This window comes from Serratia marcescens (genome assembly GCF_006715005.1).
Classification (GTDB): domain Bacteria; phylum Pseudomonadota; class Gammaproteobacteria; order Enterobacterales; family Enterobacteriaceae; genus Serratia; species Serratia montpellierensis.
Genome location: NZ_VFMJ01000001.1, coordinates 1993416 through 2018465 on the forward strand (window position 1 = coordinate 1993416; position 25050 = coordinate 2018465).

Here is a 25050-nt window from a genome sequence, read left to right on the forward strand (position 1 = left end):
GCATAGCGTTATCGGGCGCGACGCCCCATGAAAAGGTTGCTAATGAAATGGCATAACTGTTTCAGCATATTGGAATGTTACCGGCGGCTATTTTTTCACCGCGATCCCCATTGAGCCGCCGTTCGCCCCAATGCTACAATGTGATCTAAATCACATTATTCCCGTTATCCCCCCGCATTTCCCTGTCGGCGCCCTGCCGGATGCGGCTTTTCGTTACATAGGATCGAGTTCGATGAGTACCATTGCCACCGGTTTAGTCATGATGCGCTGGGAGTTGCTGAGCGCCGTGATGATGTTCTTCGCCAGCCAGTTAAACGTCGTTTGCCGTAAAACCAGCCGCAACGGCATGGCGTTCATGTTCAGCAGCCTGGGCCTGTTTACCGCCTGCTGGTTCGTGATGGGCCTGATGGGCATCCACCTTACCCTGGAAGCCTTCACCCAGTTCTGGTCATCGGCCTGGGATCGCTACGTGGACGTGGTCAGCACCATGCCGGTCGATTGGCCGATGCCATAATCTCGCCGCGGGGGCGGCGCACCGGCCGCCCAGCGATTATTCCGCGTCCGTTGACGGCGCCGCCGCCAGCCGCGCCATCAACGCCCCCGCCTCAATCAACAGCGCCTGCTCCCGCTCCGTTAAACAGCTCTCCATCGCCGCCAACAGCCACGCCTCACGCCGGCTGCGGCTTTGCTCCAGCAGGCCCAGTCCGGCGGACGTCAGGCGCACCCGCACCCGGCGTTTGTCTTCGGCATCCGGCGTGCGCACCAGCAGCCCGTCGGCCTCCAGCTCACGCAACGCGGCCGCCAGGTTAGAGGAACGCATGCGCTCCGATTCCGCCAGCAGCGACGGCGTCGCCTCGCCCCCGTGGCGATCGATAGCCCCCAACAGCATTAGCTGGGCCCAGGATTTTTCGTCGCTGCGCGACTCGCGCCGCAAACGGCGCACCAGCGACATTAACTGCGTGCGCAGCAGCGACACGTCTTCAGGGTGATCTTTTTTCATTGGCATCATCTAGCGTTCAGTTTATCCCTGCTTTCACACCGCCGGATCGCGCGGTGCCCTTCCTGGCTACCGCGCCGCTCTGGCTTAACCTAGTTACCTATGATAATATATCTATTAATATATAGCAAAAAAGACACTGCATCGGCAGGGTTACGTTTGCTCACGCATTTGCTCCTCGCCGATTAATTTGCAGTGTTATTATTATTTTGCTTAATAAATCCCTCCTTATTCAACGTGGTACGGTAAGCCGATGGAAGCGTGGAAAGTCAATCTGATCTCGGTCTGGCTCGGGTGTTTCTTCACCGGGCTGGCGATGAGCCAAATCCTCCCTTTTCTGCCGCTGTACGTCGAACAGCTCGGCGTCAGCGATCACCAATCCCTCAGCCTGTGGTCCGGGCTGGTGTTCAGTGGCACCTTTTTGGTCTCGGCGGTGGTGTCGCCGCTGTGGGGCAGCCTGGCCGACCGCAAAGGCCGCAAGCTGATGCTGCTGCGCGCCTCGCTGGGCATGGCGATCGTCATCGCGCTGCAGGGGCTGGCCACCAACGTCTGGCAGCTGTTCGCGCTGCGCGCCCTGATGGGGCTGACGTCCGGCTATATTCCCAACGCCATGGCGCTGGTCGCCTCGCAGGCGCCGCGCGATAAAAGCGGCTGGGCGCTGGGCACGCTCTCTACCGGGCAGATCTCCGGCGTGATCGCCGGGCCGCTGTTAGGCGGGCTGATGGCCGATCATCTGGGGCTGCGGGTGGTGTTTTTCGTCACCGCCGGGCTGATGTTCGTCAGCTTCCTGGTGACGCTGTTCCTGATTAAAGAGCGGCGCATCACGGTGAAAAAAGCGGATCAGCTGAGCGGCAAGGCGGTATTCCGTTCGCTGCCCTATCCGACGCTGATCGTCACGCTGTTCGTTTGTACCCTGATGATCCAGCTGGCTAACTCGTCCATCAGCCCGATCCTGACGCTGTTCATCCGCGAGCTGTCGGGCGACGTCAGCAATATCGCCTTTGTCAGCGGCATGATCGCCGCCGTGCCTGGCATTGCGGCGCTGATCTCGGCGCCGCGCCTCGGGCGGCTCGGCGATCGCATCGGCACCGCGCGCATCCTGATCGCCGCGCTGTTGTTCACCACCGGCCTGTTCGCCGTGATGGCCTGGGTCAATACGCCATTACAGCTGGGCATTCTGCGCTTCCTGCTGGGTTTTGCCGACGGCGCGCTGATGCCGGCGGTGCAGGCGTTGCTGCTGAGGTATTCCTCCGATCAGGTGACCGGGCGCATCTTCGGTTATAACCAATCCTTCATGTACCTGGGCAACGTGGTCGGCCCGCTGCTGGGATCGGGCATTTCGGCGATGATGGGGTTCCGCTGGGTGTTCGCCGTCACGGCGGTATTGGTGCTTTGCAATGCGCTGCAGCTGCGCCGTCAGTTCAAAAAAGTGGAGAGTCAACGCGCGGGATAACGGGAAATGCGGGGAAACGCCTCAAGCAGTGGTGGGACAATGACGCCCATCAACCGTGCCACCACTGCCAAAGGCGGCCGTAGCCTACTCGACGCGGCGGTCATTTAATATTTATGTAAGTAAATAAAGTGTTGCGGGCGTGTTGAGGGCCGCCGCAGCGGCCCTTGCGGATCAGAACATGGTATTGTCGTTGGCCGATTTTTCCGGCACATCCTGATTGACGTCCCAATGCTCGGTGATTTTCCCCTGATCGTTCACCCGATAAATATCCACGCTGGCGGTGCCGCGATCCTGCGGGTTATTTTGGTATTTGACGTGAACGTAGACCAGATCGCCGTTGACCGCGCTGCGGTATATTTTGGCGCTGTACTGCGGATTGTCTTTAAAGGTCTGGCTGAAGAAATCCAGGAACGGCTTGATGCCGTCGCCGACGAACGGGTTATGCTGCTTGTAGTTTTCCACAATCAGCCTCTGCGCCACGCCGATGTCGTGACGGTTGAAGAAGCCCGCGTACAGATCCTCCACCACCTTCAGCTTCTGCTGGGCATGATGATAGCCGCCTTTGCCGGCCGATTTGTAAGACGCCGCCTGATCCGTTGACAGCGCCGGGTAACTCGCCAGCAAGCCGCCGACGATCGCACAGGTGATCAATGCCTTTTTCATAACTGCTCCTTATTTTCCTGAGTGACCTACGATTTTCAGCTGCCCTTTCAGATGGGTGAAGCTGCCGTCCTTGGCGGCGATGTTGGTGTACACCTCGCCGCGCTCAAAGTCCTCGATATGCGTCACGTTGTCGCCGGACTGCGGTTCGTGCCAATAAACCATGTAAACCTTCGGCCGAATCTCCACTGCGGTGTACTGCACCGTATCGGTGATGCCCTGCGACGCCTCGCCGATACCGGTGAAGGTCATGGTCTTGTCATCGGTAAAATCCAGCTTGAAGGCGAAATCGCCGAAGGTCACCTGCACCACTTTACCGACCGCAATGAACTGCCCGTGTTTTTCCGTCATCGTCGCCGCCTTACTGTTTGTCAGGGAGGGTTGCGCCGCCGTAGCGGCAGGCAATGCCAGGGGGAAAGTCAGGGCTATCGCCAACGCAATGCCCGTTCGCTTCACTGTTTTCATCGTTCCTTCTCCTTTCCGTGGTTGAAAACGAGAATCATTATTATTTCTTAAGGGTTGGCGGAAATATAAGAATAATCTCTATTCCCATCAGGCACCTGGCGGCAAAAAAAGACGGGGGGAAATCGCGGTAAAATGGCATGGCAATAGCGCATTCTGGCCCTTGGTTTTAACGCAATGAACGGGATTACTGCTTTCAGGGAAGGAAACAACTCGGGGATTCGATAGGTCTATAGCGCAGATCGCTTTAAGCTAATGCGTATTTGTTCTTAAGGCCGCCCGCCGCTGCAAAACGGCGGCGAACGGCACGGCGTTTAACGCAGCCAGGGGGTATGGGTGACGCCAACCAGCAAGCCTTCCGGGCTAAGCAAACGGGTAACGCTCTGCCCCCACGGCTCTTCGCGATTGGCGACCAACAGCCGATAACCGCGATCGACCAGCCCCTGGGTGGCTACCGCCATGTCGGCCACGTCAAACTCGATCCATGCCTGCGGCACCGCGAGATCCGCCGGCCAGCGATCGTCGCCAAAGCAGGACTGCGCCGCCTGCGCCAGCGGCCACAGGGCAAAATGCTTCACCCCGTCCAGCGCGCCTTGCTCCGACAGCAGATAGGTTTCGTTGCCCGGCATCGGCTTGAGCGGCAGCCCCAGCGCCTCGACATAAAACGCCTTGCTCTCGTCGCTCTCACGCGTGATGGGCCCGAATCCGGCGACAAACAACACGCCCAGCCCGGCAAACTGTTGATCCATGCTGCACTCCCTTTCGGTTAGCGCCCCAGCCGCACCTGCAGCGGAGCAAATCCATAGGCCGCCTTGAAGCGGTTGCTGAAATGGCTGGCGGAACTGAAGCCGCACGCCAGCGCGATCTCGGTGATCGGCTGTTGGCTATGCCGCAACAGCTGTTCCGCCCGCTGCAGCCGGGCGCGCATCACGAACTGGTGCGGCGCCAGGCCGGTGGCGTGCTTGAACATGCGGGCGAAATGGTATTCGCTCAACCCGGCCTGCGCCGCCAGATCCGCCAACAGCAAAGGCCGATCGAGGTGGCTTGCGATATATTCCCGCACCCGCCGGGCTACCGCAGGAGCCAGGCCGCCGCGCACCGGCGGCAGCTTCCACTGCAGCTGGCTGTAACGCTGGATCAGGTGTGACATCAGCAGGTTCGACGCGCTGCTGAGCGCCAGCAGATTGGCGCTGTCCTGCCAATCGCAGTTGAGCAAAAACTGGCGGTACAGCAGCGTGATCTGCGGATCTTCGCCGAAGCTGCGCTGCTCCACGTTGATCGCCGCCGGGCTGCGATCCCAGGTCTGCTCCGCCAGCTGCCGCAGATGCCCATCGGTGCAATACAGGTGCACGAACGACAGATCGCTGCGCACATCCCAGGTGGAGGCGTATTGGCGCGGCATGATGCAGAACCGATCCGGCCCGCCGCCGTTGCGCCAGCCGCCCGGCACCTGCTGGTAGCACTCATAGCCGTCGGCGACGTACAGGCTCAGGGTATGGTGGTCGGCGCTTTCCTGCGTGACGCGATCGTTGCAGTTGGACCAGGCGGCCAGCTCCACGCCGGTGCCCAGCAGCACGCTGCCGTGCAGCCGCGCCTTGTGCTCACGCAGTGTTTCAAACGCCTGATAGTTGGACATCGCCGGCCCCGTTGTTCGACATGCCGACAGTGTAAAGAGTGGCGCCACCGCATACCAGCCGCCGCCCCGCGCTTTTGGCAAAAAAAGCGCAAGAATATGCAACTGAGCGCAAAGCGCTGCAAGCGCCGCCGCGCGCCAAAGCGGATACTGCGCCATCGGTTTTTTCGGAGTAACAAATAGAATGAATGCGCTGTTGTACCTCGCCGTGGTGCTGATTTGGGGCACCACCTGGATTGCGATCACCCTGCAACAGGAAGGGCCGGTGGCCATTCCCGTCTCGATCGCTTACCGCTTCGCCATTGCCGCCGCGGTGATGTTCGCCGTGCTGTTGCTAACGCGCCGCCTGCGCCGCCTCGCCCCGCGCGATCATCTGTTCTGCGTGCTGCAGGGCTGCTGCGTATTCGGCTTCAACTTCTTCTGCTTCTACCACGCGGCCGCCTACATCAGCAGCGGGCTGGAATCGGTGATCTTCTCGATGGCGGTGCTGTTCAATGCCCTCAACAGCCTGCTGTTTTTCCGCCAGCGCCCCAGCCCCAACTTGCTGCCGGCGGCGCTGCTGGGTTTGACCGGCATCGTGGCGCTGTTCTGGCAAGATCTGGCCGCCACCCGCATGGCGCCGGAGCTGCTTAAAGGCATCGGCCTGAGCGCGCTCGGTACCTACGGTTTCTCGCTGGGCAACATGATCAGCACGCGCCATCAGCGCCGCGGGCTGGATATCTTTTCCACCAATACCTACGCCATGACCTACGGCGCGCTGTTGATGGCGCTGATCGCCCTGGCGCAGGGCGCATCGTTCCAGATGGAATACAGCAGCCGCTATATCGGCTCCCTGCTGTACCTGGCGATCTTCGGATCGGTGATCGCCTTCGCCGCTTACTTCAGCCTGCTCGGCCGCATCGGCGCCGGCGCGGCGGCCTACAGCACCCTGTTGTTCCCGCTGGTGGCGCTGACCATCTCAACGATCTACGAAGGCTATCAGTGGCACTTCAACGCCGTGCTGGGCCTGTGCCTGATCCTGCTGGGCAACCTGGTGATGTTCGCCAAGCCGACGCTGAAATGGCGGCGGGCGGGTATCTCAAAACAAAACTCAACCCTTTGAAGCCATTGGCGAATATCGTTATCATCAGGTTTTGTTGATAATGGATGATGGCAAATGCTCAGAAGTGATGATGTGACACCCCGCGCCTACAAACAGGTGGACGTGTTTACCCGTACGCCGCTGCAGGGCAACCCCGTGGCGGTGGTGCTGGAGGCCGAGGGGCTGAGCAGCGCGCAGATGCTGGCACTGGCCCGCTGGACCAACCTTTCGGAAACCACCTTTGTACTTAAACCGACGCACCCGGCGGCGGATTATAAGGTGCGCATTTTCACCACCGAAAAAGAGCTGCCCTTCGCCGGCCACCCAACGCTGGGCACCGCCCACGCCCTGCTGGAAGCCGGATTGACGCCCAAACGGCCTGGAACGGTGATGCAGGAATGCGGCGTCGGCCTGGTGGCGGTCAATATCCAGCCGGAAGGCATATTGGCGTTCGCCGCACCCGAAGTTGAGTTTCGCCCAATGGCCGCTGAGGAAACAGAACGGCTGATGGCCGCTTTACGGCCCGCGGTGATTGAAGGAGGCCCCCTGCCGGTGATTGCCGAGATGGGCATTCGCTGGCTGATGGTGCGCCTGCCGGACGCACCATCCTGCCTGGCGGTAACGCCGGATCAGGCCACGATGAAACGGTTGCAAACGGCTTGCGATGTGGATGGCGTGGTGATCTATGGCGCCTGCACCACGGCCGAACCGGCCGATTACGAAATGCGCGCGTTTATGGTGGAATGCGGCGCCTTGATTGAAGATCCGGTGACCGGCAGCGCCAACGCCTGCCTGGCGCGCTTATTGAAGGCCAACCGCTTTCCCGACGGCGGCCAGACCGCACAGGGTTACCAGGTGCGCCAGGGCACCCAATTGAATCGAGATGGCCGCGTGAGCGTGCGTTTTATTGACGGCGAACCCTGGATCGGCGGGCACTGCCGCACCCTGATTAATGGTACATTGGGTATTTAGTTTGGGGGGAGGAATAGGAGGATGGTGAGCATCTTTTGGGAACGTCAATTAGCAACGCTCAAAGCCTATGTTTAGCTGTTCTTCATTACATAGGTCAACAAACTGCTGAGAGACAATTATCCTTTCACAATAGATGCTATCCCTGGCAATAAAGAACTCCCTGTCACACTTGTAAGCAGGCACATCAATGAGCTTGCTTCCATCCTCAAGTTCTCTGAACGTCGAGGCTTCCTCATCAATAATTGAAAAATAATTATTCACTTTACACAGAAACATCGTTTCAGTTACGTTTTCTACCGCGCACTCATAGAATGACATTTCAGAAGAAACCTTACGTTCAAATACAGCCTTAGCCCTTTTTGAAAAAATTGGAATTCCGAGACTGGCAGGAAAATAGTCATGCAAATTAAAAATGTCGCTACTCAAAACGCTTGGCATTTTCCCTTTTGGCCGTGAGTAGGATAGGAACTTACCATCACCTTCATTCCAAATAAAAAAGCAGGACAATCTTGATTTCGGATCGAGAAAATAAATCAAGTTATCGCCAAATGTAAAGCTACTGAAAGTATAGAAGTTCATGTCACTCTCACTCAACCTAATTTAACGATGTTGCATTTTATTTTCTTTCTTGCTAAGCGCTCTTTGATTAGGGAAAAAATAGCATCCCAATCACCACCTCCCAATCCTGCACCAATCATAGGCAATTGTATACTAAGCCTTTCTTTTAATGCATAATCAGAAACCAAACTTAGGCATTCTTTAAGTGCTTCATATGAAACATACTGAGCATTATCATCTTTACTTTTCTTTAGCCCATCCTGAGCCAACATATTTGCAACATATATCCGCTCATTTTCGTTCACACAGATGAATTGTACATTCCCGAGAAAAAAATCCTTTTTTTTCAGAGAACCACTTTAAATATTCTTCCTTTACTGCTGGATAGCGTTTTGAAAGAGGAACAACAAAGCCTTTTCCCCACTTACCCTTATTATTCACAATATGAATGATCATTTTAGATTTTGACAAAGGAATAGATGCATCACCATAACTAAAACTGACATAGTCATTCAAAACATCAGTGGTGATTGCCTTATCCCATTCACTTTCAAATTCAAGACTAATTATCAACTTTGACTCAGAAAGATCAAGCTCACTTTTCTTACCATCATAAAGTAAAAAACCTATATCTTCGTGCCAATCTTCCAAAGATGAGGATGAATAATACAAATCATTTATTATAGTTATTTGTCTTGTTGCAACATCGCCATTAAACTCAGTATAGATCCTCCCCTCGCCAGAAATGAGTTCACATGTACCTTCATAATAATTCTTATCGGATTTCACAGTTCTTTCCTCCTCCCACGACAGATGAAATAAGTTATTTCTAACAGTCAATCACCATGTTACTTACAATAACCCTCTAATTTTCAATGCTACTATCAAAAAACTCAAAGCTTCAATTAACCACTAGCATTCAATAATCTCGAAATCCTTTGAACTATGAAATAAGAAAACCGAAAAAATTATTTGGTTCTAAAGACAATAGCCGCTCATCGTCACCTGTCTTATACTTTAAGAAAACCCCTGAGAACGGAGCGTTACTATAATTTACTCCAACTATCCTAACCTCCTGCTCAGTTTTAAATGACTGGGAATAAATTGACATCATAGAAAATTGATCATCCACATCCACCTCAAACCACGGAACGATGTTTTCAACCAAATGTGAATTAACAATCCCATCATTACCGATGTAAACATCAAAAACAGCCTCACCTGATATAAAGTAAATCCTGTCATACATCGGGTGAAAAATCGGCGGTGTATCCGAATCTATGTAGTCAGTGACAACTATATCACTCACACCAAATTTAATTAAACTCTCACTAAACTCACTCATATACTCCATAAGCTAACGCCAGAATGAAAAATCAGATACGAAAATCTCGTTTATTATCAGCCCACCAGGAATATGGCTTATCGCATCGGCGACCTCATCATATGGAGGTGGGAGTATAAACGAAACACCAAAGTCATCATTAATAATGATTGAACCATTGTATATTTTCTGTGACATCGTCAGCTTGATTATATCTATCACTTTCATTCCGGGGAATATGATTCCATTGTAGCCCCCTTGATAATGAGCATTACATCCAAGTGACAAAATGACACCGTCCTTATCTGTTACGACGGTCAAGGCATTATCGACTGTATATGAATTTCGCTCACTCCCGTCAGGTAGGAAGCGGCTTTTAATCTTAACGCTAAATCTGGAGTGCATCTCATTAATATATAATGAAATATTTTCATTTAGAGCGACATTCCCCATGGAAACACCCGACACAATCCTAGCGTTAAAATCAATCATGTTAGACACCGTAATATTAAATGATTTGTCAATGTGTACGGATGGATATTTCAAAATTACCAAGCCTGCTCGTTTGGATATTTCTCCTTATAAATATCACCCCAGAGATTTTATCGACCTATTCGAGCCACCATTATACTTAGATGGCTCTCAATTGAACAACCTATTAGTGCACAATCATTTGAAAATTAAATGGCTAGCAATTTTCGCACATGCATGTCATTACTAGGCATATATGGTGGATAACGTTCTGAATCTTTATCAGAAACATTTTCACTATTCCCATACATATCTACTTTCTTTCTATTCCCTAAAGCACCATATACAAAATAGGTGTTTTCGAATTTTTTAGCCTGCCCTTCCTGATGCCCTATAATTCTCCACTCACCAGAGATTTTCTTATCAAACAGACTATATGCATCCAAAATTATTGGGTGTGACCCAATTTGTGGATTAGAGAACAGATCATCTGGCACCTTCGGCTCTTTCGAGAACGCATCAAATATTTCTGCCGAGTGACCAATGCTAACCTTAGATATAATCCGCCCAAAACCATACTTTTCATCCGTTAGCTTAAAGCAGAATACATCACCCGGTTTAATAAACCTGAGCATTGTCCTTGGTTTCTTTTCCCAACCCCAAAATTCGAGTTTATTCATCAACATTTACCCCCTAACCTTTTCTTATTTCCATAAGCATCTTTAAATGCTGCTGCGCGAGGATCTGCACGGCAATTATCGATTGAATTGTATTTATTTCTTCTATTGGTCTGAGATATTTCCCCACCTATAACACCAGTGCGCGTTTTATATTTTTCTATATAATTCTGCTCATAACCACGGGCTTGACCAAACTTAACGACTTCGTAGTTTTAACACGCTACCGCCCACGCCGTTATTGGTTTAACAGCTAATAGGTACAGGTACCTACTCGATGGTATGGAGGCATCAAGTAGTCCTGTTTCGTGGTGTTCTATCAATCCAAAGGCGTCGCGCAGCGACTGTTGTTACTATGCCTCCTACCACTTCGATCTTTTTCTGCGATTCAAAACGCCTCGTTATTCATACAATATTTTAAAATTACCTGTAACATCGAAAACATGATCATAAGTACTTAACGCAACTCTTTTTTTTCCTGAACTGTATTCTTCCAGCAAATCAAAGCTTGACTCTGAATACCTCTCATAAGGGTAGTCATCAACTTTATAAATAGACATCCTTTCTATTTCACTAAAAAAGAACTCTATTTTCACATCTGCCTCATTCAAAACCTCTGGCTCGCATGCCGATAACGAAAGCAACGCTTTAACTTTAAATGTAAAAGGAGAAAGACTGATTTCATGTTCAGAAATGATCAAGGCATCTCGTCCTAGTATGATTCCATACTTAGTTTTTATTGCTTGTACATTCATTTTAAGCACATCCTCTAGTTCTAATTGACCTACCTGAATTCTTAGTTGAAAAACGCCTATTAAGATTAATTTTCGACAATTCTTCCTGTGTTGCCCACCTAGAAGGGATTTTGGCTACACCAGCCTCTTTAGCTGCATAAAGACGCCGGTTATCAAGACTAAAGACAGAATCCTTATGTGCACCTTGGGAAATTAACCTTTCTTGTACATTTTCTGGTAAATCACGCATTCTTACTTTTCTAATAGGTTCTACTTGATTGATATATGACGGATCGTTTTTCAATCTATGAATTAACTCATTAACATTCCTGCCATCATCGAAGACAGGATTAATACTGTCTTGTGAGAAAAGAACAGTTTTTGGGCTTACTGGAGATAACCCCAGCGGATCCACCCACATCAGCGGGTTCGGCGCATACTGATACAGGTTCAACCCGCCGCGCAGCCCTATCGGATCCTGCGTGGTGAAACGCCCCACCTCGGGTTCGTAGTAGCGGAACAGGTTGTAATGCAGGCCGCTTTCGTCGTCCTGATATTGCCCGGCGTAGCGCAGCGGCTGCTGATACTGCGCGCCCTGCCGCTTCGCCGCGCCGGCCACCGTCTGGCCCTGCAGCTTGCCGAAGGTGTCGTACTGCCCGGACCAGCACAGGTTGCCCGCCGCGTCGGTCACTTCCAGCGGCGCGCTGTTCAGATCGGTGTGATACCAGTAGATATCCGCCGAGCGGCTGTCGCCCGCCTGCTCCAGCGCCGCCAGTGGGCTCCACGGGCTGGCCGGATCGTAGCTCCAGCTGCGACGGCTGCCGTCGTCGCGCTGCTCCTGCAGCAACCGGTAGCCCTGCCACAGGAAACGGGTCGTCTGTGCGGTTTTGCCCTTGTAGCGCACCGCCTTGCGGCTGCGGCGGCCCAGCGCGTCGTAATGGTACTGCGCCTCGAACTCGCCCTGCGGGCCGCGGCCGTGCGCCTGCACCAACCGATTGTCGGCATCGTAGCGGTAGTGCTGTTCATACAGGCCGTTGCGCCGGCTGATCAGGTTGCCCCAGGCATCGTAACGGTAAAACAGTTTTTGCCAGTGCGTCAGGCGATTGTCGGCGATCGGCGCCAGCGGCAGGTGCGCGTCGATATCGCTCTGCGGGCTGCGCTCGCCCAGCAGGTTATCCGCCAGGTCGTACACCAGCCGCGCGCCCGGTTTGCCCTGATTGGGTTCGCGGTGTTGCAGCAGGCGGCCCTCGGCGTCGTAACCGTAGTGCACTTCGCCGCGCAGCGCGTCGCTCACTCCGGCGAGCTCGCCGCGGCCGGTGTAGCGATAAGCGCGCCACAGCACGCCGTCTTCCGGCCGGGTCAGTTTGTCGTGACCGAAGGCGCTGCTCTGCCAGCTGCGGCGGCCCATGGCGTCGTAACGCCGCTGCTGCTGCAGCGCGCCCTGGCTGCGGCCGGTTTCCCGGTGCAGGCGATCGCGGGTGAATTCGCTCACCACCTGCTGGTTGAATTTGATGGCGCTGGCGTGGCCGGAGCCGTAATACAGCCACTGCAGGCGATCGCCCTGCGGCAGCGTCAGCGCCTGCAGGTTGGCCAGCGCATCCCATTGGTATTGCAGCTCGCCGTTCACGCCCTGCTCGCCAAGCAGCCGCCCGGCGGCGTCATAGCGCATCTGCACGCTGTCCGGCTCGATGCCCAGCGCCGCGCCGCTCGCCGTCGGCAGGCGGTTCAGCTCGCGCAGCCGTCCCATGGCGTCGAAGCGGTAATGCCATTCCGCGCTGGCGTTGCCGCGCCAGACCAGCTGCCCGGCCTCGTCGAAGCGGAAGCGCTGTTCGCGCTGCGTCAGCTCACCCGCGCTGCCCGGCAGGCCGACCTCGCGGTGCTCCTCCAGCAGCCCGGCCGCGCCGTAGCGATAATAGTGGCGGGTGTCGTCCGGGCGCTCTTCGGCCAGCACGCGGCCCACCGCGTCGTAGCTGAAGCGGTATTCGCCGCCGTTGCCGTTCTCCAGCCGCGTCAGCCAGCCCTGCGGGCTGTAGTGATAGCGCCGGGTGCGGTTGATGCGATCGGTGATGTTGACCGGCAGCCCCAGGGCGTTGTACTGCCAGCGGGTCAGGCTGCCCAACGCGTCCTGATGTTCAGCCAACTGGCCGTGCGCATTCCAGTTAAAGCGCTCTTCGCCACCGTCCGGGTGGATCAGGGTGTGCAGGCGGCCGCCGTTATCCCATAGGTAGCGCGTCTGGTGGCCTTCGGCATCGGTCTGCGCCGTCAGTTGCCCGAGCGCATCGTAGGTATAAGCCGTGACGCTGCCGGAACAGTCGGTGTAGCGCGTCAGCTGGCCGCGGGCGTCCCACTCCAGCTTCACTTCCCCGCCCAGCGCGTCGATCACACTAGCCGGCAGGCTCTCTTCGTCATCCGGATAGCGGTACAGCGTGGTATTGCCCAGGGCATCCACATAGCGCGTCGGGCGCCCCAGCGTGTCCCAGTGCTGCGCCTCGCTGCTGCCGTCCGGGTACGCGACGGCGAACAGCCGGCCGCTGTTGCGCGAATATTGATAGCGCGTCACGCGGCCGAGCGGATCGGTCTCCGACAGCAGGCGGCCGTAAGGATCCCAGTCGCTCTGGCGCTGCGCGCCGCCGGGCAGCAGCACACTGCACAGTTCGCCGCGTTGGTAGATGAAACCGTAGCGGCGCTGGTCGAAATCGGTGTACTGCGCCACGTTGTCGTCGTCATCCAGCCGCCACTCCGCCCGCTTGCCGTCGCCGCGCACCGCGCTGCGGCGCCCGCCGGCGAAGTCATAGCCGAACTCAAGGGATTCTCCGGCGCTGTTGCGGTAGGCCGTCACGCGCGGCACGCCGTCGATCTCTTGCCATTGGTATTCGTTCAGCAGCCCGGCGGCGTCCTGGTGGCTGATCATCAGGCCGTCGCGCCAGCCGAAGCGGCGCGTTACCTCACCGGCGCGGTTGCTCACCGTCGTCAGTTGGCCCTGCTCATCGTAGCCGTAGCGCGCCAGCGTCCGTTCGCCTTCGGCGGTTTGCAGCGCCACTTCGCGCAGGCGGCCCTGCGCATAGCGGCACATCAGGCGCTGCCCGGCGCTGTCCACCAGTTCGCTCAGCAGCCCCTCGTCGTCGTAAAACAGCGAGGTGGCGTTGCCGATGGCGTCGGTGATCATGCTGAGCCGGCTCGGCTGGTCACCCGCCAGCGGCGGGTAGTGGAAAATCTGTTCGCCGACGTCAAACAGCTGCCAGCTGCCGTCGTCGTTGTGCATCAGCCAGCATTTTTCGGCTTCGCAGTAGGTTTTATGGCCGCGCGGCACCATAGGGAAAGCGACGAAGTCGCCGGAAGGCGCGCGCCACACCAGGCCGTCCTGATACGGCTGCAGGCTGCTCTCCCAGAACAGGTTCCAGCCGCGGCCCAGTACGCCGTCGCCGGGGTTGCCGCTGCGCCAATAGCGCTGCCAGGCGACCGGCAGCCGCGAAGGCAGCACGAAATCGAGATCGTCTTCGCCGTCGAGGAATTTCTGGCCGCTGACGATATCCACCGGCCGGGCGATAATGCCGACGGCGGCGGTGGCGGTCATCAGGGTGCCGGCGCGGCAGGCGATGCGCGCCAGCTTGTTGATGCCGGGCAGCTTGCCCAGCAGTTTGCCGAGCGCCCCCAGCTTGCCGGCGGCGCCCCCCACGCCGCCCACCAGGCCGGCGAACAGCAGCGTCAGGTCAGAGACCTTGTACAGCCAATCCGGCACTTCGGGCTTGATCGGCAAGGTGGTGACGGTGCCGCCGCCGATAAACACGTTGGGTGAGCCTTCCATCACCTGCGCGTCGCAGTTGGTTTTGTCCCCCACGCGCGAGGCGGGCTGGCCGTTGATGCTGACCTTGTCGGAGCCCTGCGCCATCTGCATGCTCGGGCCGTCGTCGCTGCAGGCCACCTGGCTATTGGTGGCGAGCGCGGCGGGTTTGCCGTTGATGAAGACGTTGGGGGAGCCGGTGACGATATTGCCTTTGGGGGTCAGGCTACCGGCACCGGCGTCGGCAATGCCGTCGCGCGCCGCGGTGGCCGCCTCCCCGGTGAGATACCCCACCGCCAGGCTGGCGCCGATGAGCAACACGCCAACGCCGATACAGGAAGCCGCCAGGCCGGCGACGAACAGCGCCCCCGCCGCCACCGCGCCTGCGGCGGCGATCAGGCCGCCGACAAGGGTGCCGGCAATCATGCCGGCCAGGGCATGGGAATGCCCGATAATATCGCCGACGCGAGCCGCTTCGGTCATCGTAAGTTCCTTTTACGTGAAGAGTTCATCGTTATGCCGCCCGGTAGCTGCTCAGCACCTGCAACAGCAGCGCGTCGTCTTGCGGCGTCAGCTTACGCGCCATCGCCAGGGTGAACACCAGCACCCGGCCTTCCGCCAGCGCGAACACCGCCTGGTTTTGCCAGATGCGTTTGCCGTCGCGCAGGTAGCTGGCGCGCACCCATTCACCGGCGGTTAATCCATCGCCCAGCGTCGCCGGCTCGCGGCTTTTGAACGCCCAGCCTTTCAGCCCCTGCGCCAGCGCATCGAGCTGGCGGGTGACGTAGCCTTCCAGGTTCTCCGCCGGCTGCAGCGCATCGCGGGAAATATTGACTGAGGGGGAAACATCATCGCCGGCCAACAGGACGTTGACCGTGCGATCGGCATAGCCTTCCGGCAAAGCGACGCTGCCTTCGCTGAAAGCGCAGCGGGATAAAGCGGACATGCGAGGATCCTTTTGCATAAATAATGCTTAAGCATCGCATAACTTAGCCTTGAAATAAAACCATCAGGCGCCGCCAATGTTGCGCGGCGTGACCGCGTTCACTGTGAAAAAGAGCGTGGCCGGAATCTGGCTGGGAATCAAACCGTCATATTACAGAATTATCTGAAACCACTGGCGCGCCGACGCCCTGATTGTGGCTATACTCGGCTATCGCCCTTTTCAGGAGATCAGGATGCTGAGATTCACCCGCAGCGCACTGCTGTGCGCCACGCTGGCCGCGTTCCCCGCCGCCGCCGAAACGCCGAAGTTCGGCCCGGAGCTGCAGGGCTTTCACTACCCCTACCCGTTGCAGCAATTCAGCTTCACCTCACAGGGGCAGACGTTAAAGATGGGCTATATGGACGTGCCGCCGGAAGGCACCGCCAACGGCCGCACCGCTCTGTTGCTGCACGGTAAAAACTTCTGCGCCGCCACCTGGCAGGACACCATCAAGGCGCTGAGCAAGGCCGGTTATCGCGTCATCGCGCCGGATCAAATCGGCTTTTGCGCCTCCACCAAGCCGGCGCATTACCAGTACAGCTTCCAGCAGCTGGCGCAAAACACCCACGGCCTGCTGCAGAACCTGAAAATCAGCCGGGCCATCGTCATCGGCCACTCTACCGGCGGCATGCTGGCCACGCGCTACAGCCTGATGTATCCGCAGGCGGTGGAACGGCTGGTGATGGTCAACCCGATCGGCCTCGAGGACTGGAAGGCGAAAGGCGTGCCGTGGCGCAGCGTCGATCAATGGTTCGCGCGCGAGCTGAACACCTCCGCCGAGGGCATCCGCAACTATGAGCAACGCACCTACTACGGCGGCCGCTGGAAGCCAGAGTACGATCGCTGGGTGGATATGCTGGCCGGGCTGAACAACGGGCCGGGCCACCGCCTGGTGGCGTGGAACTCGGCGCTGATCTACGACATGATCTTCACCCAGCCGGTGTATTACGAGTTCAAGTATCTGCAAACGCCCACCACGTTGATGATCGGCACCGCCGACACCACCGCCATCGGCAGCGATATCGCCCCGCCGGCGGTCAAAGCCAGGATCGGGCACTACGCGGAGCTGGGTAAGCAGACGGCGAAACTGATCCCGCACGCCACGCTGATCGAATTCGCCGGGCTGGGCCATGCGCCGCAAATGGAGGAACCGGAGCGTTTCCATCAGGCGTTGCTCAAGGCGCTGCAACCCTGAGCGGCCGGTTAGCGCGGCCGCCGCACGGCGGCTAAACTTTCAGCTGGCACTCAATTGCAGGAGACAGCCATGCGACAGATTATTGCCAGCGCGTTCGTCAGCCTCGACGGCGTGATGCAGGCGCCCGGCGGGCCGGACGAAGACCGCAGCGGCGGTTTTCGCTTCGGCGGCTGGACCGCACCCTACTGGGATGACGCCGTCGCGGAAACGATGAGCGATCTTTTCTCAGCACCTTTCGATCTGCTGCTCGGGCGGCGCACCTACGATATCTTCGCCGGCTACTGGCCGCACATCACCGACGAGGCCGATCCGTTTTCCGCCGGTATCGCCCGCTCGTTCAATCAGGCCACCAAGTACGTCGCCACCCACCACGGCGAAACGCTGGCGTGGGAAAACAGCCAGTGGCTGGGGCGGGACATCCTCGCCCGGCTGCGCGAGCTGAAGCGCACCCAGGGGCCGGTGCTGCTGGTGCAGGGCAGCAGCACGCTGATGCAACAGCTGCTGGCCAACGACCTGGTGGACGAACTGCGCCTGCTCACCTACCCGGTGCTGCTCGGCGGCGGCAAACGGCTGTTCGATGATAACGCGGCGCCGGCGGCCTTCACGCTGGCTCACTCGGTGATCTCGCCCGGCGGCGTGATCGTGGCCCACTACCGCCGCGCCGGCGAGGTGACGACCGGTTCTTTCGTAGCGGAAAGCGCGGCGGCGGCCCAGTCGTAAAAAAAGGGCCGTTCGGCCCTTTTCTCTTTCCCCTTCATCACCCTCAGGCAAACAGAATATCGCTCTGCTCCACCTGCCCGACCACATGGATCTTGAAGTCGGCGGCGTAGCTGTTGCTCTGGGTGTTCATCAACAGATCGGTGGTGCCGTTGAAGACGTCGAAGTTGAGCTGGATCTCGCCTTTCTGGCCGCTGAAGGCGCTGCCGCTGTCGATAAAGCGCAGCTCGCTCAGGCTGTTGTTGAAGCGCAGGCCGGAGAGATCGATCTTGTCGATGCCGTGCTCGAAGTCTTCAATCACGTCGAACGCCGCCACCGTGGACTCTTTGGCATTGAGATAGACGAAATAGTCGGTGAAGTTGTTGGCGTCTTTGCCGCCCCACAGATGATCCGCCCCCAGGCCGCCGTACAGAATATCGGAGCCGGCGTTGCCCGCCAGCAGGTTGTCCTGATCGTTGCCGATGATCACATCGCGCCCGCTGCCGCCGATGGCGTTCTCGATGATCGCCCCGCGCGCGATGGCGACGTTCTGCGTGCCGCCGCCAACGCTGGAGAACGCGCCGTCGTTCAGGTTGATCATCTGCTGCTGGCTGTAGCCGGAGAAGTCCAGCGTGTCGTTGCCGCCGGCGTCCCACACCGCGAAGTTGACCGGTTTGCCGTTGTCCGCCGTGGCGGTCAGGAAATCGCGCCCGGTGTTGGAGTTGAAGCCGTACACCGTGTCGCCGGTGCGGGTGCTCATGTTGGCGCCGTACAATTTTTGGATCGCGGCGATGTCATCCACCATCGGGCCATAGCCATAAACCCCTTTGGTGTCGGCGCCGGTGTAGCCGGCGTTGAAATAGCTCATGATCGAGTATTGCAGCGAATCCTGATAATAAGCCGCATCGTTCTGGTAGCTCGGGTTGCCCAACGACGCGTCATAAGCTCCCGGGTGCGCCAGCCCCAGAGCATGCCCCAGTTCGTGGGTGAAGGTCTGGCTGCTGAAGTCGCCGCTAACCGGCGCCTGATGGGTGGCGAAGTTTTTGTTGAACCACACCGTGCCCGCAAAGGCGTTATCGCTGCCCGGTTTGGCGCTCGGCGGGTAATAGGCGTAAGCGTTGATGGCATTCGGGCCGCTGCCGGCGGCGGTGCTGCCGTCGGCACGCTGGGTGAAATACGCGAAGGTGATGTCTGCGCGGTGGTTGATATCGGTGGACGCCGCCTCGGTAAAGGTTACGTTCGCCACGTCGGCCCACGCCTGCATCGATTTCAGCGCCTGAGCCTGTGCCGCTTGGGTCAGCGGCTGCAGCCCCTTGTCGCCGTCGTCGGTTTGGCCGATGCGGTTCAGCGCGCTCTGCGTCAGGAAGGAATAGGTCAGCGCCACCGGCTGGTGATACGCCTGATCGCCGTTGTGTGTCAGGCCCGGCCGCGTCAGCTGATCGGCGGCGCGATCGAAGCTGAAGTTATCGCGGATTTTACCCAAATTATTAATGGCTGCTCCGCCACGCTGGTTGCTGTACAGGTTGGCGTTGTCCAGCGTGAACAGCGCACCGTACCCCAATCCGTCATAGGGGCTGCCGGGCTGGTGATAGTAAAACTGATAGTTATGATCGTTGGGGGATGTGGCGGCCAGGCTGGTGAACTCATCGTCATCTTGCAAAATGTCATTGTGGCGACTGCGCATTGCATTCTCCTTTTACACAATAGGAACCCACTCGCTTTGTAAGACTATTCATCAGTCGTTCTTATCTAAGCCAAGGCTTAGGATTGACCAGTATAGTGACTCACCCCGCTGGCGCGAGCCCGTCCGGCCTGGCTTCACCGTGCCGGGCATAGAGATGGAGATATACGTAACAATTTGTATTCTCACTATATTAATGAGAAAAATGAGCGCATTAACGGATTAATTATTCGTTTATTTGCACGTTTTAGCGACGGTTAGATCAGAATAATCGAGGATTAAAAAACCTAATCCTTGCCTCATCATCCCGCGGGGAACGTGCTAAGGTGTGAACGGACAGCCGAAAGGAGTGACCCGATGCCAACCCATTTCCTTATGCGCGCCTTGCGCCGCGCCAGCCTGACAGGAGTCGTTATGAGCGTATTGTGCAGCAGTGCCCTGGGCAGTTCCCTGCCGTTGCTGGAACCCGCCGCGTTGAAGGGCGACTGGCAGCTCGCCGCCATCGGCGACGGCAAAGCCGTCTGCGAGGTGCAGCTGAGCGACGAAACGGTAGCTAACACCAACGCCTTCCGCTTCACCGCCTCCGCCCAGTGCCTGCAGCCGCTGGCGCTGCACGCGCTACCGGTCGCCTGGCGGCCGACGCCGGACGGCATGACGCTGACCGACGCCGAAGGGAGCATGGTGGCGTTTCTGGCCCTGACCGCGCCGAAGCGTTATGAGCTGATCGACCGCAACGGCCCTTCGCGCTTTGTGCTGATCCCGCGCTAACCCTTCAGGCAAACAGCAAGCCGAGCAGCGCGCCGCCCGCCAGCACCCACAGCGGATGGAGGCGCTTGCTCATGCTCAACCCCGTCGCCAGCGCCACGATCGCCGCCAGCCGCCAGCTGGGCGCGGAAGCCTCGGCGATCAAGAGGCCGCTGGCTGCCACTAACCCCACGGTCAGCGGCACCAGCCCGGCCTGCACGATGCGGCGCCACGGGCGATCCTTAAAGCGCCGCCAGGCGCCCATCACCAGCAGCGTGACGATGGAGGACGGCCCGAATTTGGCGACCGAAGAAACCAACAGTCCCGCCCAGCCGGCCACATGCCAGCCGACCAGCGGCACGATCATCATGTTCGGCCCCGGCGCGGCCTGCGCCATGGCGAACAGCGCGCTGAACTCCTGGGCGCTCATCCACTGATGCACCTCCACCACCTGCCGCTGCATTTCCGGCAGAATGGTCATGCCGCCGCCGAACGCCAGCAGAGAGAGTTCGGTGAAGATCAGCGCTAACGCAATCAACACTCCGCTCATGACGGCCACCGCCACATCAGCAGAATGCTCAGCGGCGCCAGCACCAGCATGGTCGGCAGCAGCGGCAGGCGCAGCCAGGCGATAGCGATCAGCGCCAGCGCGACGATCGCCAGCGCCGGCCATTTACCGCGCAGCGGCAGCAGCATCTTGATCCCGGTCGACAGCAGCAGCCCGGCGGCGGCGGCGGCCAGCCCGGCGAACACATGCTGAACATGCGGATCGTTTTGGAAACGGGCGTACACCATACCCAGCCCCACCACGATCGCCGTCGGCGCGCTGATGAGGCCCAGCAAGGCGCACAGCGCGCCGCGCAGCCCGCGAAACTCCATCCCCACCGCCACCGACAGATTGATCACATTGCCGCCGGGCAGGAACTGGCACAGCCCGAGCAGCTCGGTGAACTGTTCGCCGCTCAGCCAGCGCCGCCGCTCCACCAACATGCTGCGCGCCAGCGGCAACACGCCGCCGAAGCCAATCAGCCCCAGCCACAGAAAGCCCAAAAACAGCTCCGCGTTGCCCGGCGCTGCCGCCGGGTGCGGTTTTAACGTATTGATATCTGACATGACATTGCCGTTCCACATCGCTTGTTTTGATGTCTGGTATCATGCGCGTCGCCATGCCATGATGTCTAATGCATTCCGGAACAACTAAAGATACCTCTGAGGTATGGCAATGATCGAACTGCGTCGCCTGCGGGCGTTCGTCACCGTAGTGGAAGAAGGCAACATCACCCGCGCCGCCGAGCGGCTGTTTATCCAGCAGCCGCCGCTGACCCGCCTGTTGCAGGGGCTGGAAGATGAACTGGGCGTGAAATTGTTGCAGCGCCTGCCGCGCGGCGTGCGCGTCACCGAAGCGGGCGGCGTGTTGTTCGAAGAAGCCCGCGCCCTGCTGGCGCGCGCCGAGCGCCTGCGCGAAGCGGTGCAGCGCGCCGCCCGCGGCGAGCAGGGCCACATCGCCATCGGTTTCACCAGCTCCGCGGCGCTGCACCCGTTCGTGCCCAACCTGCTGCGCCGCTACCGCGACATCCTGCCGGGCATCACCACCCAGCTGGAAGAGGCCGGCAGCGGCGAGCTGATGGAGGCGTTGCTGGAACAGCGCCTCGACGCCGCCTTCGTGCGTTCACCGGCCAGCGGCATTCCCGGTCTGAGCGTGGAACCGGTGCTCAGCGAGCCGATGATCGTCGCCCTGCCGCTGGGCCACCGGCTGGCGCAAGAAGCGCAGCAACCGCTGCCGTTGGCCGAACTGGCGCACGAGGCCTTTATTCTCTATCGCCGCCCGGCCGGTCAGGGGTTGTACGACGCCATCCTGGCCGCCTGCCACCGCGCCGGCTTCAGCCCGCGCATCGTGCAGGAAGCGCCGCGCCTGCCGGCCACCCTCAGCCTGGTCGGCGCCGGGCTGGGGTTGTCAATCGTGCCCGGTTCGATGCGGCGGCTGAGCGGCGACGGCATCGTCTACCGCACGATCGCCGAAGAAGCGCGGCTCAGCGCCCCGCTTTACCTGGCGCTGCGCCATAGCCCGGCTTCGCCGATCGTCGATCGCTTTCGTCAGCTGGTGCTGGAAACCGTGGGGGCGCCGGACGCTGACGTCACAACAACAGCCCGAACGGCCAATAAAAAATGACGTTCGTTTATTATTTATTTAAACCGGCCAGCGACTAAAATTAATTCCAATTAATGACTATTCAACTTCCGGATAATTAATTAAACCTGCACTCACTTAGTAACAAACACAAACAAATAAGCGCCTACGCAATACATTCCAGCCGCTAGGATTTAAGGGTCACAGCCTATTCCCGCCGATGACAAAAAATCATTTCAATGGCGATCGTGCCTTCCCTGTCGCCTGCCACTGCAGGCGCACGGTTTTATATTGGAGAAAATGCTATGCTATCGCGTCGTGATATATTGAAAGTCTCCGCCGTCAGCGCGGCCGCCGCCGGCATGATCGGCGGCATCGCCAAAAATGCCGCTGCCGACGACCATCGCAATATCGTGCCCCCCAGCAGCTATCAGCCGCCAGCCGATGCGCAGCATCTCTATAAATACAAATTCACCGACAGCAAAAAACGCAGCCTGCCCAGCGGCTGGGCACGCGAAGCCACCGTCGAGCAATTCCCGATCTCCGAAGGCGTGGCCGGCGTCGACATGACGCTGGAGCCAGGCGGCGTGCGCGAACTGCACTGGCACGCCATCGCCGCCGAATGGGCGTTTATGCTGGAAGGCCATGCGCGCATCACCATCCTCGATCCCGAGGGAAAATGTGAGGTGGCGGATTTCGGCCCCGGTGACGTCTGGTATTTCCCGAAAGGCTATGGTCATTCCATTCAGGCGTTGGCGGACGGCGCGCATTTTATTCTGGCATTCGATAACGGCCATTTCTCCGAATTCGGCACCTTCAGCATCACCGATTGGGTGGCGCATATGCCGAAAGAGGTATTGGAAAAAAGCGTCGACATGCCGGCGGCGGTATTTTCCAAGGCCAAACAGGGCGAAGCGTATATTGTCGGCGGCGCCGTTCCGCCCGCCTTGCCATTGCCGAAAAGCGACGGCGGATTAAATAATGCCCCGCTGACCCACCGCTATGAATTAATGAAGCAAAAGCCGTTCTTTGAAAATGACGCCGGCAGCGTCCATTTGGTGTCGTCGAAAGAATTTCCCATTTCCACCACCATGACCGGCATCATCGAGATCGTGAAACCCGGCGCGATCCGGGAATTGCACTGGCACCCCAACGCCAACGAATGGCAATACTATATTGCCGGCAAAGGCCGCATGACGGTGTTCAGCTCGCACGGCCACGCGCAGACGGAAGAGTACGCGCCTTCAGACGTCGGTTACGTGCCGCAGGGCTTCGGCCATTACATCGAGAACATCGGCGATGAGGATTTGAAGGTATTGATCGTGATGGATAACGGCATTTATCAGGATATTTCGTTGTCCGACTGGCTGGCGAAAACCCCGGCCTACCTGCTGGCGGACAACTTCAATAATCAGGTTGAGGACTGGCAGGATAGACCGAAAGACAAACGGGTCATGTCCCGGCGCAGCCGCTGACGCTGCGGCGAGGGAGAGACTCCCTCGCCGCTTTTCTTTACTGCTTGCGCTGCTCCGCCACCTGTTTGGCGGTGACCTTGCCCTGCTTGTCGCCAAAGTGGCCGACCGCGAAGTTGGCGACCGCCGCCACTTCCTCGTCGGAATAGGCGCTGCCGAACGCCGGCATCATCTCATGCCGCTCGCCGACGCTGATGCTCGTCCCCTTCAGGATGGCCTGCACCACGCTGCGCCCCTGCGGATCGTTCACCGCCGTACTGCCCACCAGCGATGCATACTCGCTCTGGCGGCCCGGCCCGTTCCACTGGTGGCAGCCGCTGCAGTCGTTGGCAAATATCCGCCGCCCGAGCGAGCTGTCTTGCCCGCCCGGCAGGATCGGCGTGGAGGCCCCCGCGCCCTTCGGCTGCAGGTTCACCGCCGCCGCGCCATCGCCGGCAATCGGTTCGATATCGCGCAGGTATTTCACCAGTGCCAGATTATCTTCCGGCGTCAGGAACTGCAGGCTGTTTTCCACCGCTTCCGCCATCGGGCCGGCGGCGCTGCTGCGCCCCGGCGCATGACCGGTGGCCAGATATTGCGACAGCTGCTGGTCGCTCCAGCCGCCGATGCCGGTCTGTTTGTCCGGCGTGATGTTGGCGGCGAACCAGCCCTGCACCACTTCACCGCTCAAGTACTTGCTCTGGTTAAGACCGAACCCCAGATTGCGCGGCGTATGACACTCGCCGCAGTGGCCCAGCGCCGTCGCCAGATAGGCACCGCGGTTCCACTGTTCATCCTTGTTGAGATCCGGTGCGAAGCGCTGCTCATGGAAGAACGCCAGGTTCCAGAATTTCATGCCCCAACGCTGGTTGAACGGGAACGACAGATCGTTTTGCGGGTTGGCCTGTTTCACCGGCGGCAGGCTGAACAGATAATCCTTGATCGCCAGCACGTCGTCGCGGCTCAGTTCGGTGTACGAGGTATAAGGCATCGCCGGATACAGGTTGCCCTGCGGGCCGATGCCCTCACGCACCGCGCGCACGAACTGATCGTCGCTCCAGTTGCCGATGCCGGTTTCCTTGTCGGCGGTGATGTTGGTGCCGTAAATCGTGCCGAACGGCAGCTTGAAGGCGAAGCCGCCCGCATACGGCGCGCCGCCCGGCGCGGTGTGGCACGCCACGCAGTCGGCGGCGCGCGCCAGGTACTCGCCGCGCGCCAGTTTATCGGTGATGCCGGCCGGCGCCCCGGCGATCGGCGCCGCTGGCTCCGCGCCGGTGGGCCGCAGCAGCGTGTACAGCGCGTATCCTCCCGCCAACACCACCACGGCAATAATCAGCCATAACAGCCCTTTCAAGGCGTTGCTCATC

27 protein-coding genes are annotated in these 25050 nt (G+C 58.4%); 9 read left to right on the forward strand and 18 right to left on the reverse strand.

Going from position 1 to position 25050, the window contains the following annotated elements; translation table 11 throughout:
• Positions 1-232: 232 nt before the first annotated feature.
• The gene (locus FHU12_RS09435; protein ID WP_033634498.1) at positions 233-514 is read left to right on the forward strand and encodes a YjcB family protein; all 282 of its coding nucleotides are present in this window, start codon (positions 233-235) and stop codon (positions 512-514) included.
• Between the two features lie 36 nt (positions 515-550).
• On the opposite strand, the gene FHU12_RS27520 is transcribed toward FHU12_RS09435, so the two are convergent.
• Positions 551-1000, reverse strand: coding sequence for a MarR family winged helix-turn-helix transcriptional regulator (locus tag FHU12_RS27520; protein ID WP_141968974.1), 450 nt, complete (start codon positions 998-1000; stop codon positions 551-553).
• A gap of 250 nt (positions 1001-1250) precedes the next feature.
• Here FHU12_RS27520 and FHU12_RS09445 point away from each other — a divergent pair, with 250 nt between their 5' ends.
• Positions 1251-2450 carry a multidrug efflux MFS transporter gene (locus tag FHU12_RS09445; protein WP_141968976.1) on the forward strand — a complete coding sequence of 400 codons (1200 nt, stop codon included), beginning with the start codon at positions 1251-1253 and terminating at the stop codon, positions 2448-2450.
• Positions 2451-2621: 171 nt separating this feature from the next.
• Here FHU12_RS09445 and FHU12_RS09450 read toward each other — a convergent pair whose 3' ends face one another.
• The 4 genes from FHU12_RS09450 to FHU12_RS09465 all read right to left on the reverse strand — a co-directional run bounded on the left by FHU12_RS09450 (position 2622) and on the right by FHU12_RS09465 (position 5208).
• Complete coding sequence (locus tag FHU12_RS09450; RefSeq protein ID WP_047727596.1) at positions 2622-3113, reverse strand: nuclear transport factor 2 family protein; 492 nt, start codon at positions 3111-3113, stop codon at positions 2622-2624.
• A 9-nt stretch (positions 3114-3122) separates the two neighbouring features.
• Complete coding sequence (locus tag FHU12_RS09455) at positions 3123-3575, reverse strand: MoaF-related domain-containing protein (RefSeq protein ID WP_204275775.1); 453 nt, start codon at positions 3573-3575, stop codon at positions 3123-3125.
• Positions 3576-3886: 311 nt separating this feature from the next.
• Entirely contained in the window at positions 3887-4321 is a 435-nt protein-coding gene (locus FHU12_RS09460; RefSeq protein WP_049203999.1) for a VOC family protein, read from the reverse strand.
• A 17-nt stretch (positions 4322-4338) separates the two neighbouring features.
• Complete coding sequence (locus tag FHU12_RS09465) at positions 4339-5208, reverse strand: helix-turn-helix domain-containing protein (RefSeq protein ID WP_096242226.1); 870 nt, start codon at positions 5206-5208, stop codon at positions 4339-4341.
• A gap of 181 nt (positions 5209-5389) precedes the next feature.
• Between FHU12_RS09465 and FHU12_RS09470 the strand changes: the two genes are divergently transcribed.
• Together FHU12_RS09470 and FHU12_RS09475 are read left to right on the forward strand one after the other, a co-directional pair.
• On the forward strand, positions 5390-6307 hold the full coding sequence (locus FHU12_RS09470) for a DMT family transporter (protein ID WP_141968978.1): 918 nt from the start codon (positions 5390-5392) through the stop codon (positions 6305-6307).
• A gap of 54 nt (positions 6308-6361) precedes the next feature.
• Positions 6362-7258, forward strand: coding sequence for a PhzF family protein (locus FHU12_RS09475; RefSeq protein WP_141968980.1), 897 nt, complete (start codon positions 6362-6364; stop codon positions 7256-7258).
• Positions 7259-7306: 48 nt separating this feature from the next.
• Here the strand turns inward: FHU12_RS09475 and FHU12_RS09480 are convergent, their stop codons facing one another.
• From FHU12_RS09480 to FHU12_RS09515, 9 genes are all read right to left on the reverse strand, one after another.
• Complete coding sequence (locus FHU12_RS09480) at positions 7307-7837, reverse strand: imm11 family protein (RefSeq protein ID WP_046687010.1); 531 nt, start codon at positions 7835-7837, stop codon at positions 7307-7309.
• Positions 7838-7848: 11 nt separating this feature from the next.
• The gene (locus FHU12_RS27385) at positions 7849-8121 is read right to left on the reverse strand and encodes a macro domain-containing protein (protein WP_260440718.1); all 273 of its coding nucleotides are present in this window, start codon (positions 8119-8121) and stop codon (positions 7849-7851) included.
• The gene (locus FHU12_RS09485) at positions 8108-8605 is read right to left on the reverse strand and encodes a macro domain-containing protein (RefSeq protein WP_260440719.1); all 498 of its coding nucleotides are present in this window, start codon (positions 8603-8605) and stop codon (positions 8108-8110) included. Before FHU12_RS09485 ends, FHU12_RS27385 begins: the two co-directional genes overlap by 14 nt.
• Positions 8606-8759: 154 nt before the next feature.
• A complete protein-coding gene (locus FHU12_RS09490) occupies positions 8760-9161 on the reverse strand; it encodes a hypothetical protein (protein WP_260440720.1) in 402 nt (133 codons plus the stop codon).
• Between the two features lie 12 nt (positions 9162-9173).
• Positions 9174-9632, reverse strand: a complete 459-nt coding sequence (locus tag FHU12_RS09495; RefSeq protein ID WP_019456326.1) for a hypothetical protein — start codon at positions 9630-9632, stop codon at positions 9174-9176.
• A 188-nt stretch (positions 9633-9820) separates the two neighbouring features.
• Positions 9821-10291 carry an Imm26 family immunity protein gene (locus FHU12_RS09500; RefSeq protein WP_232097079.1) on the reverse strand — a complete coding sequence of 157 codons (471 nt, stop codon included), beginning with the start codon at positions 10289-10291 and terminating at the stop codon, positions 9821-9823.
• 398 nt (positions 10292-10689) lie between these two features.
• Positions 10690-11043: a hypothetical protein gene (locus FHU12_RS09505; protein WP_049295562.1), complete on the reverse strand. Its 354-nt coding sequence runs from the start codon at positions 11041-11043 to the stop codon at positions 10690-10692.
• Between the two features lies 1 nt (position 11044).
• A complete protein-coding gene (locus FHU12_RS09510; protein ID WP_260440721.1) occupies positions 11045-15286 on the reverse strand; it encodes an RHS repeat-associated core domain-containing protein in 4242 nt (1413 codons plus the stop codon).
• A gap of 31 nt (positions 15287-15317) precedes the next feature.
• Entirely contained in the window at positions 15318-15749 is a 432-nt protein-coding gene (locus FHU12_RS09515) for a DcrB-related protein (RefSeq protein ID WP_141968986.1), read from the reverse strand.
• Positions 15750-15981: 232 nt separating this feature from the next.
• On the opposite strand from FHU12_RS09515, the gene FHU12_RS09520 reads away from it, so the two are divergent.
• Both FHU12_RS09520 and FHU12_RS09525 read left to right on the forward strand, forming a co-directional pair.
• A complete protein-coding gene (locus FHU12_RS09520) occupies positions 15982-16983 on the forward strand; it encodes an alpha/beta fold hydrolase (RefSeq protein WP_141968988.1) in 1002 nt (333 codons plus the stop codon).
• Positions 16984-17052: 69 nt separating this feature from the next.
• Positions 17053-17703: a dihydrofolate reductase family protein gene (locus FHU12_RS09525; protein ID WP_141968990.1), complete on the forward strand. Its 651-nt coding sequence runs from the start codon at positions 17053-17055 to the stop codon at positions 17701-17703.
• 43 nt (positions 17704-17746) lie between these two features.
• Here FHU12_RS09525 and FHU12_RS09530 read toward each other — a convergent pair whose 3' ends face one another.
• Positions 17747-19363 (reverse strand): serralysin family metalloprotease, encoded by a 1617-nt coding sequence (locus tag FHU12_RS09530; RefSeq protein WP_141968992.1) that lies wholly within the window; start codon positions 19361-19363, stop codon positions 17747-17749.
• 411 nt (positions 19364-19774) lie between these two features.
• Between FHU12_RS09530 and FHU12_RS09535 the strand changes: the two genes are divergently transcribed.
• The gene (locus tag FHU12_RS09535) at positions 19775-20128 is read left to right on the forward strand and encodes a protease inhibitor Inh/omp19 family protein (RefSeq protein WP_103682004.1); all 354 of its coding nucleotides are present in this window, start codon (positions 19775-19777) and stop codon (positions 20126-20128) included.
• 4 nt (positions 20129-20132) lie between these two features.
• Here FHU12_RS09535 and FHU12_RS09540 read toward each other — a convergent pair whose 3' ends face one another.
• A complete protein-coding gene (locus FHU12_RS09540) occupies positions 20133-20654 on the reverse strand; it encodes a chromate transporter (protein WP_103682005.1) in 522 nt (173 codons plus the stop codon).
• Positions 20651-21217, reverse strand: coding sequence for a chromate transporter (locus tag FHU12_RS09545; protein WP_116286995.1), 567 nt, complete (start codon positions 21215-21217; stop codon positions 20651-20653). Before FHU12_RS09545 ends, FHU12_RS09540 begins: the two co-directional genes overlap by 4 nt.
• A 103-nt stretch (positions 21218-21320) precedes the next feature.
• Between FHU12_RS09545 and FHU12_RS09550 the strand changes: the two genes are divergently transcribed.
• Both FHU12_RS09550 and FHU12_RS09555 read left to right on the forward strand, forming a co-directional pair.
• A complete protein-coding gene (locus tag FHU12_RS09550; protein ID WP_141968994.1) occupies positions 21321-22274 on the forward strand; it encodes a LysR family transcriptional regulator in 954 nt (317 codons plus the stop codon).
• A 263-nt stretch (positions 22275-22537) separates the two neighbouring features.
• Positions 22538-23707, forward strand: a complete 1170-nt coding sequence (locus FHU12_RS09555; RefSeq protein ID WP_141968996.1) for a cupin domain-containing protein — start codon at positions 22538-22540, stop codon at positions 23705-23707.
• A gap of 37 nt (positions 23708-23744) precedes the next feature.
• Here the strand turns inward: FHU12_RS09555 and FHU12_RS09560 are convergent, their stop codons facing one another.
• On the reverse strand, positions 23745-25049 hold the full coding sequence (locus tag FHU12_RS09560; RefSeq protein ID WP_141968998.1) for a c-type cytochrome: 1305 nt from the start codon (positions 25047-25049) through the stop codon (positions 23745-23747).
• Between the last annotated feature and the right edge of the window lies 1 nt (position 25050).